14 protein-coding genes are annotated in these 17,792 nt (G+C 55.4%); 5 read left to right on the forward strand and 9 right to left on the reverse strand.

The features are described 5' to 3' along the window. Positions 1 to 5: 5 nt before the first annotated feature. From AYI96_RS04290 to AYI96_RS04300, 3 genes are all read right to left on the reverse strand, one after another. A complete protein-coding gene (locus AYI96_RS04290; protein WP_144361056.1) occupies positions 6 to 1,019 on the reverse strand; it encodes an ArsJ-associated glyceraldehyde-3-phosphate dehydrogenase in 1,014 nt (337 codons plus the stop codon). Between the two features lie 13 nt (positions 1,020 to 1,032). Further along, positions 1,033 to 2,055, reverse strand: a complete 1,023-nt coding sequence (gene arsB, locus AYI96_RS04295) for an ACR3 family arsenite efflux transporter (RefSeq protein ID WP_039034431.1) — start codon at positions 2,053 to 2,055, stop codon at positions 1,033 to 1,035. A 65-nt stretch (positions 2,056 to 2,120) separates the two neighbouring features. After that, a complete protein-coding gene (locus AYI96_RS04300) occupies positions 2,121 to 2,456 on the reverse strand; it encodes an ArsR/SmtB family transcription factor (RefSeq protein WP_144361057.1) in 336 nt (111 codons plus the stop codon). 595 nt (positions 2,457 to 3,051) lie between these two features. On the opposite strand from AYI96_RS04300, the gene AYI96_RS04305 reads away from it, so the two are divergent. The 5 genes from AYI96_RS04305 (at position 3,052) to AYI96_RS20245 (ending at position 10,530) form a co-directional block, all read left to right on the forward strand. Beyond that, positions 3,052 to 3,231, forward strand: a complete 180-nt coding sequence (locus tag AYI96_RS04305) for a hypothetical protein (RefSeq protein ID WP_039034429.1) — start codon at positions 3,052 to 3,054, stop codon at positions 3,229 to 3,231. 3 nt (positions 3,232 to 3,234) lie between these two features. Next, positions 3,235 to 4,731, forward strand: a complete 1,497-nt coding sequence (gene putP, locus AYI96_RS04310; RefSeq protein ID WP_071476858.1) for a sodium/proline symporter PutP — start codon at positions 3,235 to 3,237, stop codon at positions 4,729 to 4,731. A 105-nt stretch (positions 4,732 to 4,836) separates the two neighbouring features. Then, complete coding sequence (gene proB / locus AYI96_RS04315) at positions 4,837 to 5,979, forward strand: glutamate 5-kinase (RefSeq protein WP_039034427.1); 1,143 nt, start codon at positions 4,837 to 4,839, stop codon at positions 5,977 to 5,979. Between the two features lie 46 nt (positions 5,980 to 6,025). Continuing rightward, the gene (locus AYI96_RS04320) at positions 6,026 to 7,273 is read left to right on the forward strand and encodes a glutamate-5-semialdehyde dehydrogenase (RefSeq protein WP_144361058.1); all 1,248 of its coding nucleotides are present in this window, start codon (positions 6,026 to 6,028) and stop codon (positions 7,271 to 7,273) included. A 2,648-nt stretch (positions 7,274 to 9,921) separates the two neighbouring features. Next, positions 9,922 to 10,530, forward strand: a complete 609-nt coding sequence (locus AYI96_RS20245; protein ID WP_039035001.1) for a histidine phosphatase family protein — start codon at positions 9,922 to 9,924, stop codon at positions 10,528 to 10,530. Here the strand turns inward: AYI96_RS20245 and AYI96_RS04330 are convergent. The 6 genes from AYI96_RS04330 to AYI96_RS04350 all read right to left on the reverse strand — a co-directional run bounded on the left by AYI96_RS04330 (position 10,500) and on the right by AYI96_RS04350 (position 17,368). Then, positions 10,500 to 10,784, reverse strand: coding sequence for a hypothetical protein (locus AYI96_RS04330; protein ID WP_144361060.1), 285 nt, complete (start codon positions 10,782 to 10,784; stop codon positions 10,500 to 10,502). The genes AYI96_RS20245 and AYI96_RS04330 overlap by 31 nt on opposite strands. A gap of 10 nt (positions 10,785 to 10,794) precedes the next feature. After that, positions 10,795 to 11,727, reverse strand: coding sequence for a sensor domain-containing diguanylate cyclase (locus tag AYI96_RS04335; RefSeq protein WP_083390217.1), 933 nt, complete (start codon positions 11,725 to 11,727; stop codon positions 10,795 to 10,797). A gap of 349 nt (positions 11,728 to 12,076) precedes the next feature. Further along, positions 12,077 to 12,223, reverse strand: coding sequence for a hypothetical protein (locus tag AYI96_RS20250; RefSeq protein ID WP_157823012.1), 147 nt, complete (start codon positions 12,221 to 12,223; stop codon positions 12,077 to 12,079). A 134-nt stretch (positions 12,224 to 12,357) separates the two neighbouring features. Then, complete coding sequence (locus AYI96_RS04340) at positions 12,358 to 12,711, reverse strand: DP-EP family protein (RefSeq protein WP_039034997.1); 354 nt, start codon at positions 12,709 to 12,711, stop codon at positions 12,358 to 12,360. A 20-nt stretch (positions 12,712 to 12,731) separates the two neighbouring features. Then, on the reverse strand, positions 12,732 to 15,986 hold the full coding sequence (locus AYI96_RS04345; protein WP_144361061.1) for a winged helix-turn-helix domain-containing protein: 3,255 nt from the start codon (positions 15,984 to 15,986) through the stop codon (positions 12,732 to 12,734). Between the two features lie 95 nt (positions 15,987 to 16,081). Next, positions 16,082 to 17,368: an acetyl-CoA hydrolase/transferase family protein gene (locus AYI96_RS04350; protein WP_039034996.1), complete on the reverse strand. Its 1,287-nt coding sequence runs from the start codon at positions 17,366 to 17,368 to the stop codon at positions 16,082 to 16,084. Positions 17,369 to 17,792: the final 424 nt, after the last annotated feature.

Raw genomic sequence — 17,792 nt, forward strand, 5'->3', positions numbered from 1 at the left:
GTCCTTCAGGCATCCCGGTCCAAACGGCCCACCATTAGCGCCAACTCGGCGGTACGGTTGGCATAGCCCCATTCGTTGTCATACCAACAGTAGAGTTTGAGCTGAGTGCCGTTGATCACCATGGTGGACAGCCCATCCACTATGCAGGAGCGGGGATCTGTCTTGTAGTCCACCGACACCAGCGGCCGCGACTCGAAGCCAAGAATGCCCTTGAGTTCAGTCTCGGCCGCCTGTTGCAGCAAGTCGTTGACCTGCTGCTCTGTCACTGTTTGCTCCAGCTCAAACACACAGTCGGTCAGCGAGGCGTTGGCCAGCGGCACCCTGACCGCATGGCCGTTGAGGCGGCCTTTCAGCTCAGGGAAAATATGGGTAATAGCGGTGGCACTGCCTGTGGTGGTCGGGATCAGGCTCTGGCCACAGGCGCGGGCTCGGCGCAGATCCTTATGGGGCGCATCCAATATAGTCTGGGTGTTGGTGATGTCGTGAATTGTGGTCATGGAGCCATGACGAATACCGAAGTTCTCATGGATGACCTTGACCACAGGCGCCAGACAATTGGTGGTACAGGATGCGGCTGTCACTATCGGATGCCTGGCCGGGTCGTAACTCTGATGATTCACCCCCATCACCAGGTTGGCGACGCCTTCCTCTTTAACCGGCGCTGTCACCACCACCCGTTTCACCCCTTGATCAAGATAGGCCTGCAACAGCGCCTTGGTTTTCATCTTGCCCGAGGCCTCGACCACCAGATCGCATTGAGACCAATCACTGTCTGCAATGGCCTGATTGCGACTGGTCGCTATCCGCCGCCCGGCTATGACTATGGCGTTGTCCTCATGCTCGACTGGGTGCGACCAACGGCCATGAACCGAGTCAAACTCCAACAGGTGCGCCAGGGTGGCGGCATCACCCGCCGGGTCGTTGATCTGCACAAATTCGAGTTCCGGCCAATCCCAGGCAGCCCTCAAGGCCAGCCGCCCCATACGGCCAAAGCCGTTAATTCCCACCTTTATTGTCATCTCAGTTCTCCTTTTATTTGTTGGCCGCAAGCCAATTACCGCGGCGGCGATTGGCAAATGCCACCAGAGACAGCATCACAGGCACTTCCACCAGAACCCCAACGACTGTGGCCAGTGCCGCTCCCGAATGCATACCAAAGAGGGAGATAGCCACGGCAACCGCCAGTTCGAAAAAGTTGGAAGTGCCTATCATGCAAGCCGGAGCGGCTATGTTGTGGGGCAGGCGCAAACGCTTCGCCAGCCACCAGGCCAGCAGGAAAATACCGTAAGTTTGCAGTAACAGCGGGATGGCGATCAGCACAATATTTTGCGGCTGGGCCACTATGGTTTCGGCCTGCAGAGCAAACAGTAGCACTACAGTCAGCAGCAGTCCCAATATCGACCAGGGTTTGAGCCTGGACAGCAAGGCCGTGATCGCCCCTGGTCGGCTATTGAAGTGTTTGCGGGTCAATACCCCGGCTAACAAAGGCAGCAACACATACAGCGCCACAGACAGAATCAAGGTTTCCCATGGCACCTGTATATCGCTCACCCCCAGCAGCAGCGCCGACAGGGGTGCGAAAGCAAAAATCATGATCACATCATTGACCGATACCTGCACCAGAGTGTAGTTGGCATCGCCGCGGGTCAGTTGACTCCAGACAAACACCATAGCGGTACAAGGAGCGACTCCGAGGAGGATCATCCCGGCGATATACTCCTGCGCCGTTTGCGGCTCTACCCAAGGGGCAAACAGAAAACGGAAAAAGAGCCAGCCAAGCAGCGCCATGGTAAAAGGCTTCAGCAACCAGTTGATCACCAGCGTCAGCAGCAATCCCTTGGGATTTCGGCCAACATCCTTGATAGCGGAAAAATCGATTTGCACCATCATGGGATAGATCATCACCCAGATAAGTATGGCGATCACCAGATTGACATGGGCGTATTCCAGCGCCGCAATTGCGGCAAATACACCAGGTGCCAGATAACCCAGCGCTATCCCAGCTAAAATGCACAGCCCTACCCACAGGCTAAGCCAACGTTCAAAAATGCCCATACATCCCCCTCTCCGGTTCCCCGGCGGTTAACTTCCGGCGCTCAAGTGATAGATTTTGGCCGGTTTTAACAGCAAGCTTGCGGCCTCGATGCCATAGCCTCCAGCCGAGTCAGCTCATCAGCAATAAAGCCAGGGTTGGCCGTCAGTGTGTCCCGCAGCAACTGCTCGCACCAGGGTGCCAGTTCGGGGCTGAGACGATAAAACACCCATTGGCCCCGGCGTCTGTCCTGCAGCAGCCCCTGAGTTCGCAGCGGCGCCAGATGACGGGAAACCTTCGGTTGACTCAAGGCCAGGGCCTCAGTCAACTCGCAGACACAAAGCTCTCCCTGCTGCAGGATCAACAGCAGGCTGCGCAGCCGGGTTTCATCAGCCAAGGCTTTGAAAAAATTCGGTAGTTCCATGATAAATGCCGCTCCTTAAGGCCAATATTCGGCCAGCCATACATCTGCCGTTTCAGTTGCCACTCAATTGAACACCTTCAGCAACCGGCAAGACATATGGATAACCAGATATATGCTAAATCATATATAAAAACGCCTATAGTTCAAGCGCTATTTTGAGGAGTTTATCGAGTTGGAATTGGAGAGCTGGCCCAGTGATTACACGGGTTTGCAGTGGTTCGCTTGGCAGAAGCGGACGCTATCGCAAATTAATTTTAAACTCTAATTATTTCCGGCTTATTTCAGAGCTTGATTACAAAACAGTTATAGCTCAAATCGAGATTTAATCACTTGTCTTATAATTGCATGCAATATATTAAAAATTGATAAGCTTAAGAAAATAAAAGCATAACTATATGATTTTAAATAAACAAAACACCAAACACCCAGTAATAGCCTAGTGATTAACTCAGATATAAACTTGATCATTTTCTGATAAACATGAATAATATCGTTCGAACCAAAACCATTTGAACACTAATCAATTAATTGGTTAGCCTTCAAGTGGTTTTTCGCCAGTCCAACTTTAGCTGAAACTTAAGGAAGGAGAATCACGATGAATGCCAACAGCTCACAGGAGTCTGACAGTCATCTTTCACGCTACCAAATCAGCCTCAGAGATAAAGCCAAGTACCTGATCCAATTAGGGTGTTTCTGGCTCGTACTCTCAACCTACCTGTACCCATTCTGCAAACAAAAACTCAATCAAGCCTTCAGTGGCAATAACGGGCACTAATCTATGGATTATTCGAGTTATATCTCTTTGGCCATCTACTTTGTGGTCATGCTGGCGATAGGCCTGTTTGCCTATCGCAATTCTACCGATGATATTTCGGGCTACATTCTCGGCGGCCGTCAGGTCAGCCCTCAGGTCACGGCGCTGTCGGCAGGTGCTTCCGATATGAGTGGTTGGATGCTGATGGGTCTGCCGGGCGCCATGTTTGTTATCGGCTTCGACACCATCTGGATTGCGCTGGGCCTGCTTATCGGCGCCTGGTTCAACTATCTGCTGGTAGCCCCCAGGCTCAGGGTTTATACCCAGGAAGCCGATGACGCCCTGACACTGCCGGACTTTTTCAGCAAACGCTTCGAGAAGAAAAATGGCTCGGTGCGGATGATTTCTGCCGCGGTGATCATACTCTTCTTTACTCTCTACACCTCTGCCGGCCTGGTCGCCGGGGGCAAACTGTTTGAATCCGCCTTCGGCCTGAGTTACCAACTTGGCCTGGTGATCACTGTCTCAGTGGTGGTGGCCTACACCCTATTGGGGGGCTTTCTGGCCGTCAGTATGACCGACTTTGTGCAGGGCTGTATCATGTTTGTCGCCCTGGTGATGGTGCCTATAGTGGCTTTTCAGGAGTTCAACAATGGCACTGAAATGATGGCGCAGGCCAATCACACCATAGTGCCTCTGTCTGAATCTGTGGAGAAAATGAGCCTGCTGGCGATTGTTTCCAGCATGGCCTGGGGACTGGGCTATTTCGGTCAACCACACATCATAGTGCGCTTTATGGCAATTCGTTCGGTGAAAGATATCAAGACCGCCCGCAACATAGGCATGAGCTGGATGTTGGTGACCATACTCGGCGCCCTGGCCACAGGTCTTATCGGTGTCGCCTATGTCAACAAGTTCCACCCAGGGCTGCAGGATCCGGAAACCATCTTTATTCTGTTCTCGGAAATTCTGTTCCACCCCTTGGTGAGTGGCTTCCTGCTGGCGGCGATTCTGGCTGCCATCATGAGCACTATCTCTTCACAGCTACTGGTATCATCCAGTTCACTGACCGAGGATGTTTACCGCGCCGTGTTCCACAAGGACATAGACGAGAAGAAGCTGGTGAATATAGGCCGTTTCGGGGTATTTGCCGTTGCCGCCGTGGCCACCTTGCTGGCCCTGGATAGCAACAGCAGCATACTGTCACTGGTGAGTAACGCCTGGGCCGGTTTCGGTGCCGCCTTCGGGCCACTGGTGCTGTTCAGTCTGTTCTGGTCGAAGATGACCCACTCGGGCGCCGTTGCCGGTATTCTCACCGGCGCCATCACAGTGCTGCTGTGGATCCTGCTGCCGGTATTGCCCGATGGCAAGACACTCTCCAGCGTGATCTACGAGATAGTTCCCGGCTTTATCATGAGCTCTGCAGCGATAGTGCTGGTCAGTCACTTTGGTCAGGATCCCTCACACTCAGTGCAGAAGACCTTCCATGCGACCCGGGAAAAGCTGCTGCAGGTCAACTAATAACTGGATAGAACAGCTCCCCAATTAGACCCGGTGGCAGACACCGGGTCTGGTTTCAATCCCCACTCCGCTTCGAAGTAACACCTCAAATAGGTTAAGGAAGTTATGAATAAGCAACCAAGGCAACGAATTGTTCTAAAAGTCGGCAGCGCCCTGATTGCCCCTGACAGACAGGGCTGTAGCTCGCGCTATCTGCTGGCCATAGCCCAATTCATTGTGCGCTGCCGCGCCAAAGGCATTCAAACCATACTGGTTTCTTCCGGCTCAATTGCCGCCGGAGCCCACAGGTTTCCACTCAAACCTGGCAGTGAAGTCAATAGCCCAGAGGCCCAGGTGGTACTGAAAAAAGCCATGGCCGCCGCCGGGCAGACTGAGATGATGGCGACCTGGGATAAGTTTTTCGACTTTCCCACGGCGCAAATTCTACTGACCCATGGCGATCTGCGCGACAGAGAGCGCTATCTGTCGATTAGGGAAACCGTGTTTACCCTGCTGGATCACGACATACTGCCGATCCTCAACGAGAACGATACCGTCACCACAGATGCGCTCAAGGTGGGTGACAACGACAACCTGTCGGCCATGGTGGCAGCCGCTGCCGACGCAAATACCTTAGTGATCTGCTCGGATATTGATGGTCTCTACAACAAGAACCCGCATCTGCACAGCGATGCCGAGCTGCTGCCCGAAGTCAATAAAATCGATGCCACCATCTATGCCATGGCCGGCGGCAGTCACAGCGATGTCGGCACCGGCGGCATGCGCACCAAGATAGAAGCAGCAGAAAAGGCCAGCTCCCACGGCATTGATACTTACATAGTCAACGGCTTCAAAGAAGAGAGCTTCAATGCCCTGTTGTCGGGCCGCAATCCCGGCACCCTGTTCCGGGCATCCGAAACCCCGCTGCAGGAGCGAATGCACTGGCTGACCCACACAGTGAGGGCGCAGGGGGAAGTGATAGTCACCTCCGATGAGGTGATGGATAGCGCCAAGGATTGCGCCGAGCTTTCCAGCAATGAAGTACTTGAGGTCAAAGGCAACTTTGCCGCCGGTGATACCATACTGCTGTGCAGCGACGACGGCACCCGTCTGGCCAAGGCTCGCAGCAACTACAGCAGCCGCCTGCTGAGTTTTATTGCCGAGCAGGAAGACCCCGAACTGGCCGACAGCTTCACCGATAGCCTGGGCGGCATAGTCTCGGAAAAAGATATCGCCCTGCTCTGTAAAACGCCGCAACTGGAGAAATAACAGTGGCCCGCCACCAGAGTAGCGCAACGAACAAAGGAGGACCTAAATGAGTCTGATAACCACACTGGCAAGCTCAGCGGCCAAGGCGGCCAGAGAGCTGGCACTCATAGACACCCAAACCAAAAATCAGGTGCTGAAGGCGATGGCCCAAGCGCTTCTCGCTGAAAATGACAATATTCTCAAGGCCAATAAGGAAGATCTCCTTGCTGCCCGCAGTGCAGGCCTCAGCGAAGCCATGCTCGACCGGCTGACCCTGACGCCAGAGCGGATCGCCGCCATGGCCAGCGGCATAGACACCATAGTCAAGCTGGACGATCCCGTGGGTCAGCGCCGCGAGCTTGGCCGCCGCCCCAACGGTATTCAGATAAGCAAGCTCAGAGTGCCGCTCGGGGTGGTCTGTATGATCTATGAGGCGCGCCCCAATGTGACCGCGGATGCCGCAGCGCTGTGTTTCAAATCGGGCAACGCGGTAATACTGCGCGGCGGTAAAGAGGCACTCAACTCCAGCCTGGCGATAGCCAAAGTGCTGCACAAAGTGCTGCAAGAGTTCAAACTGCCAACCGCGCTGGTATCCGTGGTGCCGGATCCCGACCGCGCCCTGATGCTGGAACTGTTACAGCAGCGCGACTATATCGACCTGGTGATCCCAAGAGGCGGCGAAGGCCTGATCAACTTTGTCAGCGACAACTCTAAAATCCCGGTTATCCAGCACTTTAAAGGCGTTTGTCATCTCTATGTCGACAGAGATGCCGATGTGGAAAAGGCGCTCAACCTGCTGCTCAACGGCAAGACCCAGCGTACCGGCGTCTGTAATGCCCTGGAGGGCCTGTTGGTACACAAGGATATCGCCAAAGTCTGGCTGCCCATCGCCGCTCAGGCCTTGGCCGACAAGGGGGTGAAGATCAATGCCGATGAGAAGGCGGCGCCCTTCTTCGACCAGGCCACTGTGCTGACGGAAGAGGAGTTCGGCCAGGAATACCTGAGCTTGGAAATCGCCGTGCGCCAAGTCGACTCACTGGCGGATGCCATGGAGCATATCGCCCGCTTCGGCAGCCACCATACCGAGGTGATCTGCACCGAAAACCAGCAAGCGGCGCAACAATTTCAGCAAGGGGTCGATGCCTCTGTGGTGATGGTCAACGCCTCATCGCGCTTCAGCGACGGCAGCGAGCTTGGGCTCGGTGCCGAAATCGGTATCGCCACCACCAAGCTCCATGCCTACGGCCCCATGGGACTGGAGTCATTGACCACGGAGAAATTCCTGGTCAATGGTACAGGTCAAACACGCGATTGAGGAAGGGTTTGGCAATAGCGGGGCTTAATGCCAAACCGCTATTGCCCACCACCTAGAGTGCGGATGCTGGAAGCCCGAATAAGGACAGGATGTCCGAGAACGGTCTCCCGCACAGGCTTCCCCTGTGACATGGCGAGAGTTGCGCAGCAACGTGCTTTCGAGCGAGATCAAGAGATGGCAACTTGGCTGTTATGCATTGAGGCATTTGAACCACAACTTTAGGCCGCTGGCACAGCAGCTATCATAGCTTCAAGTTAAAAGTCGCTAAGTTAGTATTGGCCGAGCTTCCGGCCTCGATGCAGCCCATCACCTGCGGTGCGGATGGGCAGGAAGCCCGAATGCCGTGAAGGACAGGACGTCCGAGAACGGCCTTTCGCACAGGCTTCCCTGTGACATGGCGAGAGCTGCGCAGCAACGTGCTTTTGAGTACTGCCGTTATGCTTGGATGCATTTGCTCCACGACTTTAGGCCGCTGGCACAGCGGCTATCATGGCTTTAAGCCAAAACTCACCAATGAACTGCTCACAAAACTGTAGCCTATCACCTGCGGTGGGCTCTCGCACAGGCGATCCTGTGACACGGCGTGAATACGTCCCTGTAGCCTCGACGAAAACGTCCCTGTTTTCGACGGTCACAGTTCCGCCTGTGCCTGGAAATAGGTGTATGTCTGCAAATACTTCAGATGTTTCAAGCTACTTAGAACTAACAGAGTTGCACCTATTCCCCCCTCAGTGTCGCCGACAGCCGTTGGCGCAAATAACGTGGCCGAGGGCGAATGCTCGCCGGTGGCGAGTGTGCTTATGAGCGCGAGCCAAGGAAGGAGAGCTGGCCTTTATCCATGGAAGGATTTGGATGCCGAAGCAGCGACAGTCGAATCAGGGGCGAGTGTCTCCTAGCGACGAGCTAACGAGCGAGAGCCAGGGATGGCGAACTGGCCCTTGTGCATGGAGGCATTTACACCACGACTTTACGCCGCTGGCACAGCGGCTATCATAGCTTCTAACTAAAAGTTACTAATTAGTATTGGCAGGGCCTCCGGCGACGGATGTCTCCCATTGCCTGCCGCAGGCTTATGCACAGGCGATCCTGTGACACGGCGTGAATACATCCCTGTAGCCTCGACGAAAACATCCCTGTTTTCGACGGTCACAGTCCCGCCTATGCCTGGAAAATAGGCGTATGTCTGCAAACTCTTCAGATATTTCAAACTACTCCATTCTCACAGAATGCACCGGCTCCCGCTCGAAGCGGCCGCAGGGCGTTGATGACAATCGCGTAGCTGAGGGCGAATGCTCGCCAGTGGCGAGTGTGTTTATGAGCGCGAGCCAAGGAAGGCGAACGGGCCTTTATCCATGGAAGGATCTGGATGCCGAAGCAGCGCCAGTCGAATCAGGGGCGAGTGTCGCCTAGCGACGAGCTAACGAGCGCGAAACAGGATGTTGAGCTGGGCCAGAGTCACATGGATGTGACTCTGAGCGTCTGGCGCGATAGCGAATTGACATCATAAGCACAAGGGGTTTTCCGCTGCGTCGCGGGTCGCTAGGGGTTTGGAAAGGGGGCGAGTCGATACAGCCCCCTTTCCTCGGGTGTGGGGCTAAGCTCCACGACGTTAGGCCGCTGGCACAGCGGCTATCATGGCTTTAAGCCAAATCTCACCAATGAACTTGGTCTTAGCTGCCAGCTAAGTTGCAGCCCATCACCTGCGGTGCGCCTCTCGCACAGGCGATCCTGTGACATGGCGAGAGTTGCGCAGCAACATGCTTTCGAGCGCGAGTCATGGATGACGAGCTGGCCGTTAAACAGGGATGTTTTTGTGAATACGTCCCTTATCTCCATGGATGGAGTGTATGCCGACATTTGTCTGGAACAAATGTGGTAGTCGCCTCGACGAAAATATCTGACCTACAGGGACGTAGGAAATGCCGAATTTGTCAGGAACAGAATTCGGCCCTGTTTTCGACGGTCACAGTCCCGCCTATGCCTAGAATTAGGCGTAGGTCTGTGGGTATATAAGCAATTTCAAGCAACGCTATTATTACAGAATTGCACCAAATCCCCCTTCGGAGCCGCCGCTGGCGTTGTTGCAAATTGGCGTAGCCGAGACAGGGATGTCGAGGCTCGAAGGTCGAGCAAGGCGAATGTTGCGAAGCAACAAGCTTATGAGCGAGAGCCTGGGATGGCGAGCTGGCCCTTATGCATGGATGCATTTGGCGAGTCCTGAGTGTAGCCAATTTGTTTCATAAGCCAGCGGGGATTTCGGCTACGTCGGGGTGTCCTTGGGGATGCAAGGGGCTTTGGACAAGCAAAGCCCCTTGCCCGGTGTGGTTTGGCGAGTGTCGCGTAGCGACCGGCTACGAGCGAGAGCCAGGGATGGCGAACTGGCTCTTGTGCATGGATGCACTTACACCACGACTTTAGGCCGCTGGTACAGCGGCTATGATAGCTTCAGGCAAAAACTAACCAATGACCTTGGGTTTATCTGCTGGTTTAGCTGCTGGCTAAGCTGCAGCCCATCACCTGCGGTGCAGATGGACAGGAAGCCCACGGCAAGTGGGCCACTAGTATTCAGCTCCAACTTGCTCCTTACGCAGCCGGGGAGTACCCTCTTTCGCAGCCAACCGTTTAAGCAGTATCGGGAATTGACCGCCATGCCAAAGGAAATATTTATACTACGCCACGGCCAAACTGAATTTAATGCCGCCGGTAAGCTGCAGGGACACTGTAACTCGCCGCTGACCGAACTCGGCAGGGCACAGGCCAAGGCCTATGGTGTTGCCTTGCAACAACAGCTGCGGCAATCGGCAGGCAATCCTGAACAAGAATTTCAGCTGGTTTCCAGCCCGCTGGGAAGGGCTATGGAAACGGCGACTCTGGTGGCAGAGGTGCTTTGCCGGGATCCCGGCGCCATTATTGCCGAGCCCAGGGTGATTGAATGCGGTTTAGGTGAATGGGAGCAGACCCGGGTCGCCGATATCCACGCCGCCAGACCCGAGCTTGCCGGGCGCAATGACTGGTATCTGCAGGGCCCGGGCGCAGAAACACTACTCCAGGTGCAACAGCGGCTGGCACATTGGCTGACCGATCCGGCAACCCCGGAGCGGGTGATCCTTGTGTCGCACGGCCTGACAGGGATTATCCTGCGCGCCCTGTTGCTGGGCCTGGATGACAAGGCACTTTGGCGTCAGGACAAACCTCAGGATGCCCTCTATCACTTTCACAGTGAGGCTCAGGAGAGACTCAAACGCATCTGTTGCTGACTCGCCAACCAGTCGAAGTGGGCCAACAAGGCCTGCAAATAGCGCTGCTCTTCCGCCAGAAGTTGCCCCTCAGCCGCTGCTATCTGTTGTAAGTCGCTCAGCAGCTGCCTTACCAAAGGCTCGGTGCAGTAGCCCTTCCACAGTCTCAGGGCGGCTTTTTTCGGCGAATGGCAGTAGCGCCGCAGCTGAATATCGACAAACCAGTCGGCCCGCTCCCGGGCACTGGGCATCAGCGTCATCACATACCAGTTCATCCTCTCCTCCTCAGGCGGATAACTTGATCCTGTCGCGGCCATCGCTCTTGGCCCGGTACAGGGCGGTATCCGCCGCACTGAGCATGGCCTCGGCGGTGCGGTACTGGCCATTGATCTCAGTGGCAATCCCCTGGCTGACACTGACACAAACCTCACGGCTCAGCCCCAATTTGACAAAGTCCAGACTACGAATGGCCTCGGCTATCTGCTCGGCCACCACCCAGGCCATGGCGCTGTTGAATCCGGGCAACACCAGGGCAAACTCCTCACCGCCAAAACGTGCCGCCAGACACTGGGGCGATGGCAACGCCGCGGCTATGGTCTTGGCCATCAATTTCAGGCATTCGTCCCCCATCAGGTGACCATGCTGATCGTTGAACTGTTTGAAATGGTCGGCATCTATGATCAAGGTGCTGATGGGCTTGTGCTTATCAATGCACTGCTGCCACTGGCGTTCCAGTGTCTCGGTAAAGGTGCGGCGATTGGCCAGTCCGGTCAAATAGTCGGTCGCCGCCAGGGTGGACAGGCGTTTAATCTCATCCCTGTGGCCGCTGAGATCATGCAAACCAATCACAAACAGCGGCAGCAAACCCTGAATAAAGGAAAGCGACAGATTCACCGGCAGCTCCACCCCATCGACACGTCTGAGCAATACCTCCCAGGGACCATGTTGCAGTGGTACCTGGCGACCGTATTGGCTGCTGAACATGCTGGCGTAGCGGCTACGGTAAGGCGCCGCCAACCAGGTATGCCAGAATTCACCGGCAAAGGTTTCGCTCTGATCGCCCAGCAACTCGGCCGCCGGAGAGTTCACCGCCAACACTTTGCCCTCACCATCGGCCAGCACCATAGGTTGCTGCATGCACTCAATCAGGGTCGCCAAAGCCTCGCTGTCACACTCACACTGACTAAAACCAGCTTCATTGCTGTAGGGGCTTGCCATGCTGTTCTCCCTCCCGACCTGCGGGTTGTTCAATTTCGACAGGGATAACTCTAGCGCGTACGTACAAGGCAAACCTTCTGATAAGCTTACGATGTAATCTATTGAAAAATATCGTTAATAATTCCAACCTTCTGTAGACAGGAAAGGCGTCCAACCACAGAAATACGGCAATGATTGGCAACCATTGGAGCTTTTCGGGCGGGAAAGAATCCCCCGTTCGGCACGATTCGGGGAAAATAGTTACTTTATATCCTTAGTGACAGCTTTAAGATTAGAGCCCCCACATTTAAACAAAAACAAGCAGAATATCTCACTTCTACAACTTGTTTAGTCAGGCTTATTTACGACTTCAGGATCCGGGCTCGGCCAGCAAGAGTTGCAACTCGGCGTCACTCTTTACCGGCGCCATCGCCAGATCGATCTCGGCCTGAGTAGCGGCACTCAGTGCCAGGGGAAAGCTTGCCAGCAGCGCGCTGGCCATCAAAGCAATACGCATAACGACTCCATGTCAATTCGCTCCACATGCCTTATGTGGAGATGAAAAACTTAATGGGTAGTTTCAGGACTGAAGCCACCCAGGTTAATGTAATCAAGCCTGGGTTGAACACCCTTTCAGTAACATAAACTTGCTCAGTTATTGCCGGTATTCACGACTTCAGGATCCTGGCTTGAAACCAGCAGAGTGTTGCTGCTGTTACTGAGGATCAGCCTAAAGCCTGTCTTACCCACCACTGAGTTGGTATCCATCAGTATCAGCATATCCGGAGCCTCGGTCTTGACCGCATCGATAATACCGTCGAAGGGGGTATCGAAAGAGGCGCCGACAAAGGCCAAGTCCATATCAGTCTTGTCCTGCAGCTTATAGATAATATGAGTGTTGGGCTTATCTACCACTACTGGGCCGTCCGGCTCATAGGCAAACTGAGGCACGCGGTTGTCATCCAGAGTAATGGTGACAATGATATTTTTTACGGGAACAGACATTGCTTCATCCTTGTTTCAGGTTAGTTTTTGAGGGGGTATTTAAATTGACGAAAACGATAACCAAGTGGCTCAAATTTAGCCTTCATTTTCAATAGTTCCTGTTGGTCATCCATGCAATCCAAAGCCATAGCATAAGGCGCGAGTATACGGGCATCATGATTCACAGTGACCCATGGTTGCAGCATTCGGCTGACTTTCTGGCAGTGAGTATAGGCAAAGCTTATATCGTTATTTAACATGGACACACTATAGGCGGTTACAAGCCCAGCCTCGGCCAAGGCTCCCATATCGACAGTGCCCAAAACCGTTTTCTGTCCTAATGTTGTAAAAAACGCTTCTGCCAACAAAGCAAGCTTCTGAGCTTGCTGATAATCACCTTGTTCGAGCCGCTCATTGGCAGCAGCCAACCAAAAACGAGCCTCCAATTTAAGCTGTTTAGTCGAGGTTTCGCTTGACGGCTCACTGGCCATATATCCATTCAAAGTATTAAGCATGGCCGTTTTTTCTGTTGATGCCGGTAGCAAGCTAACCAGTAACACCTCAACAAAAGATTGCTGCATTCGCCAGCGCTCATTTTCCGGATCGGCCTCAAGTGCGGCAGCAATAGCCCGACTGGCTTCAATTGCGCTCTCTCTGGCCAATTCGGGTTGCTGCACCGCTCTGTACAACTGAGCCAAGATCTCCAGATTCCCGGATAATCTATATAGCTGATAGGGTTCTCCCTGAGCATGCCGTTTTAACTCTTCAGCTATCTGCTTATGAATGGCGATGGCTGCTTGAATATCCCCTTCAGCACTGGCGGCGCTGGCTAGCCATGAGCGGGCATTGGCGACATCGGCCAGACGCTGAGGATCATCCGGCGACTCGGACAATGCAATCAGCTTGAGCCGCAGCGACTCTTCAAAGCCCTGGCGCGCCTTGCTGAAGTCCTGCAGCTCCATCGATAAGGACCCCAGAGAGTTATGGGCGTAGGAGAGTTCCATCAGCGCTTCGCTGTTGTCCGGCGCCAGTCGGTACATGGCCTGGCTGTGTTGCAGATAAGCCTCGAACCAGGGGCGGGTGCCCTGCCAATCGCTCTGGTCATACTTGAGTTGCCCAAGCCAGAAAGCATTGGCGCCAAGGGTCTTTAACAGCTCCAGCTGATCTGTACTGCCGGACAGCAGCGGCAAGAGTTTGTCTCTGGCGGCCAGCAGTGCCTTTTCCGCTTCATCCACCCGGCCACGGGAATAGGCCACCTCACCCATGGCTTCCAGTGTCTGGCCATGGCGAAACAGCGCCGCCTCACTCAGGCTGCCGTCGGCCTCACGAAAATAATCCAGCGCCTTGTTGCTGACACCATCGAGCAGATCCATCCGGCCTATGCTGCGCAGCTTGTCGGCAAAGTCGCCCACCATAAAGCCCAGCAAGTCTTCTGCCGCCAGGCGCTTTGCCTGCGCCTGATGCTCGGCTTCAACGCTGCGATAACTCATGAATACCGAGATGAGGGTCAAGAGACATAAAAGCATGAAGGTCGCGCCCTTGAGGCGCCGTTGGCGCTGCCCTCTGGCGCTGGAGGCGGCAACATAGCTTTCGCTGACAGGATCCAGCTCAAGCAGGGGATCGTTTTTCAGCGCCAGCGCTTCGGTCAGTGGCTTGCCCTGGGGCAGCAGAAAATCGCGGCTGCACTGCTGTTGTTGCCAGCGCCTGGCCTGATGGAACAGCCTGGCCTTGGCCGCCAGCCCTTCCCTGTGGCTATCTATCCAGTCTCTGGCCCTGGACCAGCGTCTGAGCAAGGCTTCATGGGCTATGCTGAAACCAGGTTCGCTGTCCTCCAGATGGGAGACAAACAGCCGACTGTCGACCAAGGCCTGTACCAAGGCACGCTCGGCATCCGTGGCCAATTCGGAATATCTGGCACTGCGACTGGTGACCGACTGCTCATCTTCCCTGAGGGTCACCAGCAGCGACAGCACCCTCGGCAGGGCCGCCCTTTGCGAGCTCGACAAGGAGGCGATGGCATCTTCGGCGGCCTGGCCTATAGCCCCGGCCAGCCCACCCAGACGGTGATAAACCGCCAGTTGCAACTGGTTGTCGTCACTGCGCTGCAGATACAGGGCCTGCAGCATATACTGCAACATGGGCAGGGCATCCGGGTTACTGGCGGCCTCACGGCACAGCAGCTCATCCAAGCCCAGTGCCGATTCAGGGTCAAATTCCCAACTCAAGCCTGCGGCTGCGGCCGGCAAGCGTATCATCTGCAGCAGTTCCTGACGGCTGGGCGGCAAGAGATCGAAATGGGCGCCATTGCCCTTGCCCGCCATCAAGCTGGGGCTGGCAACCACCTGAGGGTAGAACTCATTGCGACAGGCGCTGAGCAGCAATACGGCTCCGGAACGCGCCAGGGTGTCGAGCAGCGCCAGCCCCTGCTCACGGGCGGCGGCCGAGAAGCGCGGCGAAGACAGCAGCACTTCCAGACGGTCGACAAACAGGCCGAACCTGGGCTTCTGCCAATTTTGGGACGGCAGCGCCTGGCAGAGTTGGGCGCAGAGGCTGTCGATATCCTGTTCCAGTGCATGCGCCAGCGTTTCGGCGCTGTAGCCTGCCAATACCGGCGCATCGTCCAGCTCCCAGTCGAGCATGGCGGCGGCCAATTCCATCAGCAGTTGATCTTCGGCGACATCGGCCAGATCCAGTATCGAATAGCAGGTCAGGCCTATGCCGTGAAAGCCCTGAGGCGAAGCCAGATTGGGCAAAATACCTGCGTTGATCAGCGACGACTTACCGCTGCCGCTGGGGCCAAGCAGCAAGCAAAACCCGCGGCCATGTTTGATCTGCCGGGCTATGCGTTCCAGTAAGGCGTTGATCTGTTCGCTGCGGCCGAAAAACACCCCGGCATAATCGGCGCTGAAGGGTTTTAACCCGGGAAATGGTGAGCCCAGGCTCCAGGCCAGCGACGGCAAACTGGCTTCGTGGCCGATGGGGAAACGGATATCGGCTACAACTCGATAGCCGCGTTTGCGGATAGTTTCGATGAAAGAAGGATCGCCGGCCTTGTCGTCCAGCGCCCGGCGCAGCTGATTGATGGTCTTGTGCAGCGGGTTATCGCCCGTGTCGCTGCCTGGCCAACAGGCATCCAGCAGCTCATCGCTGCTGACTACCTCGCCGTTGCGACGACACAGATACAGCAGCACATCCATGGCTTTGGGTTCCAACTGCCGCAGGCGCTTTCCCAGCCGCAAACTATTGCTGCCGGGTTCGACCTGCCAATCACCCAAAAAGAAGCTGCTGTCGCTCATGGAACCTACCGCGATAAGAGATTGACCGCATCTTACCCGGTATACAAAGTTAACACCATGATAACAGCGTTAAATTTTACGTAATGAGCGTTAACTCAAATACTCAAACCCCAGAGCTCGAATGTCTCCCGGCACAGGGATTCGCGAAAATCCGGATGCGCTATGTCGATTAAGGCTCTGGCCCGCTCGCGGATACTGCGGCCCCTGAGGTTGGCGCAACCATATTCGGTGGCAATATAGTGCACATGGGCCCGAGTAGTCACTACCCCGGCACCTGGGCTCAGCACGGGCGCGATACGGGAAACCGCGCCATTGGCGGCCGTGCTCGGCAGGGCGATAACCGAGCGCCCGCCGGGAGAAAGACCGGCGCCGCGAATAAAGTCCATCTGCCCACCTACCCCGGAATAGATTCGGGTACCTATGGAGTCTGCGCATACCTGGCCGGAAATATCCACCTGCAGCGCCGAGTTGATGGCCATCACCTGCGGGTTGCGGCGGATAACCGAGGTGTCATTAACCTGCTCTATATCCAGAAACAGCACTTCGGGGTTGTCATCGACAAAGTCATAGAGGGCGCGACTGCCAAGCGCAAAGCCGGTGACCAACTTCCCCGGATGCACCTTCTTGCGGCTGTTGTTAATCGCCCCGGAGCGATAAAGCGCCAGAATGCCGTCGGAGAACAGTTCGGTGTGGATCCCTAAGTTTCGTCTGTCTGCCAACTGCCCCAAAACGGCATCCGGAATGGCACCTATGCCCATCTGCAGGCAATCGCCGTCTTCAACCAGAGAGGCCACATGCTTGCCGATAGCCTGGCTGATGGCATCGGCTCCGGCCATGGGGTGTTCGGGCAGAGGCGAACTCTGTTCATACACGGCGGCAAAGCGGTCATAGGGTACAAAGCTGTCGCCATGGGTGCGCGGCATTTGCGGGTTGATATGGGCTATGATGCGGCCTGCCACATCACAAGCGGCGCGGCTGGCTTCGACACTGATCCCCAGCGAACAGTTGCCATGGCTGTCAGGCGGTGACACCTGTACCAGCGCCGTATCTATGGGTTGCTCGCCGGAGCGAAACAGCTTGGGCACCTCGGATAAAAAGACAGGCACATAATCCGCCTCGCCACTGGCCAGCAGGGCGCGGGTCGGGGCGCCGCCAAAGAAACAGCGATGGCGCAGATGGCCCTTAAGCTCGGGCACACTCAAGGCCTCGGCTTCCTCGGTATGCAGTTGCAGCAAGGTCAGGTTCTGCCGCGTCATGGCATGCTGTGCCAGCGCCTCCAGCAAGACTCTGGGGGTGGCTCCCATAGAGTGGGTCCAGATAAATTCATCATTCCCTATCAGGGATACCGCTTCCAGTGCACTGGAACAAACTCTTGGCGCCATACTGCTGCTTCCTTATTTTTTATTTATACCGTTCCGTGACAAGAGTTTGATTGAGGCAATGCCGTATTTGTTTTCCCACATCCCGCCTGATTGACTTGGGCTGTCCCATCGAGACGACTTCACCCAAGCCATGACAGGCTCCGCCGGAGGGAAAACCAACTCCTGTACAAAAAGGCCTTAACCCTAGCCAGTTGCTCTGTGAAGGGCAATCCCTGACAAACAACCTAACCCCCGCGACTGTGGAAAGTGAGCGCTACGCCACAGCAAACAGGTTGCAAACTGCGAGCCTCACAAAAATGCCACCGTGGCGGATAAGGCGTTTACCCTCAAAGCCACTGTCGTTAGACTAGCCAAGCCTTGGGCCTCATGGCGAAAAACGTCACATCCCAGTGCCCGGGCAGGACCCCAGTTTCAAGGAAGTAGT

Source organism: Shewanella sp. MSW (genome assembly GCF_007636515.1).
GTDB lineage: Bacteria > Pseudomonadota > Gammaproteobacteria > Enterobacterales > Shewanellaceae > Shewanella > Shewanella indica.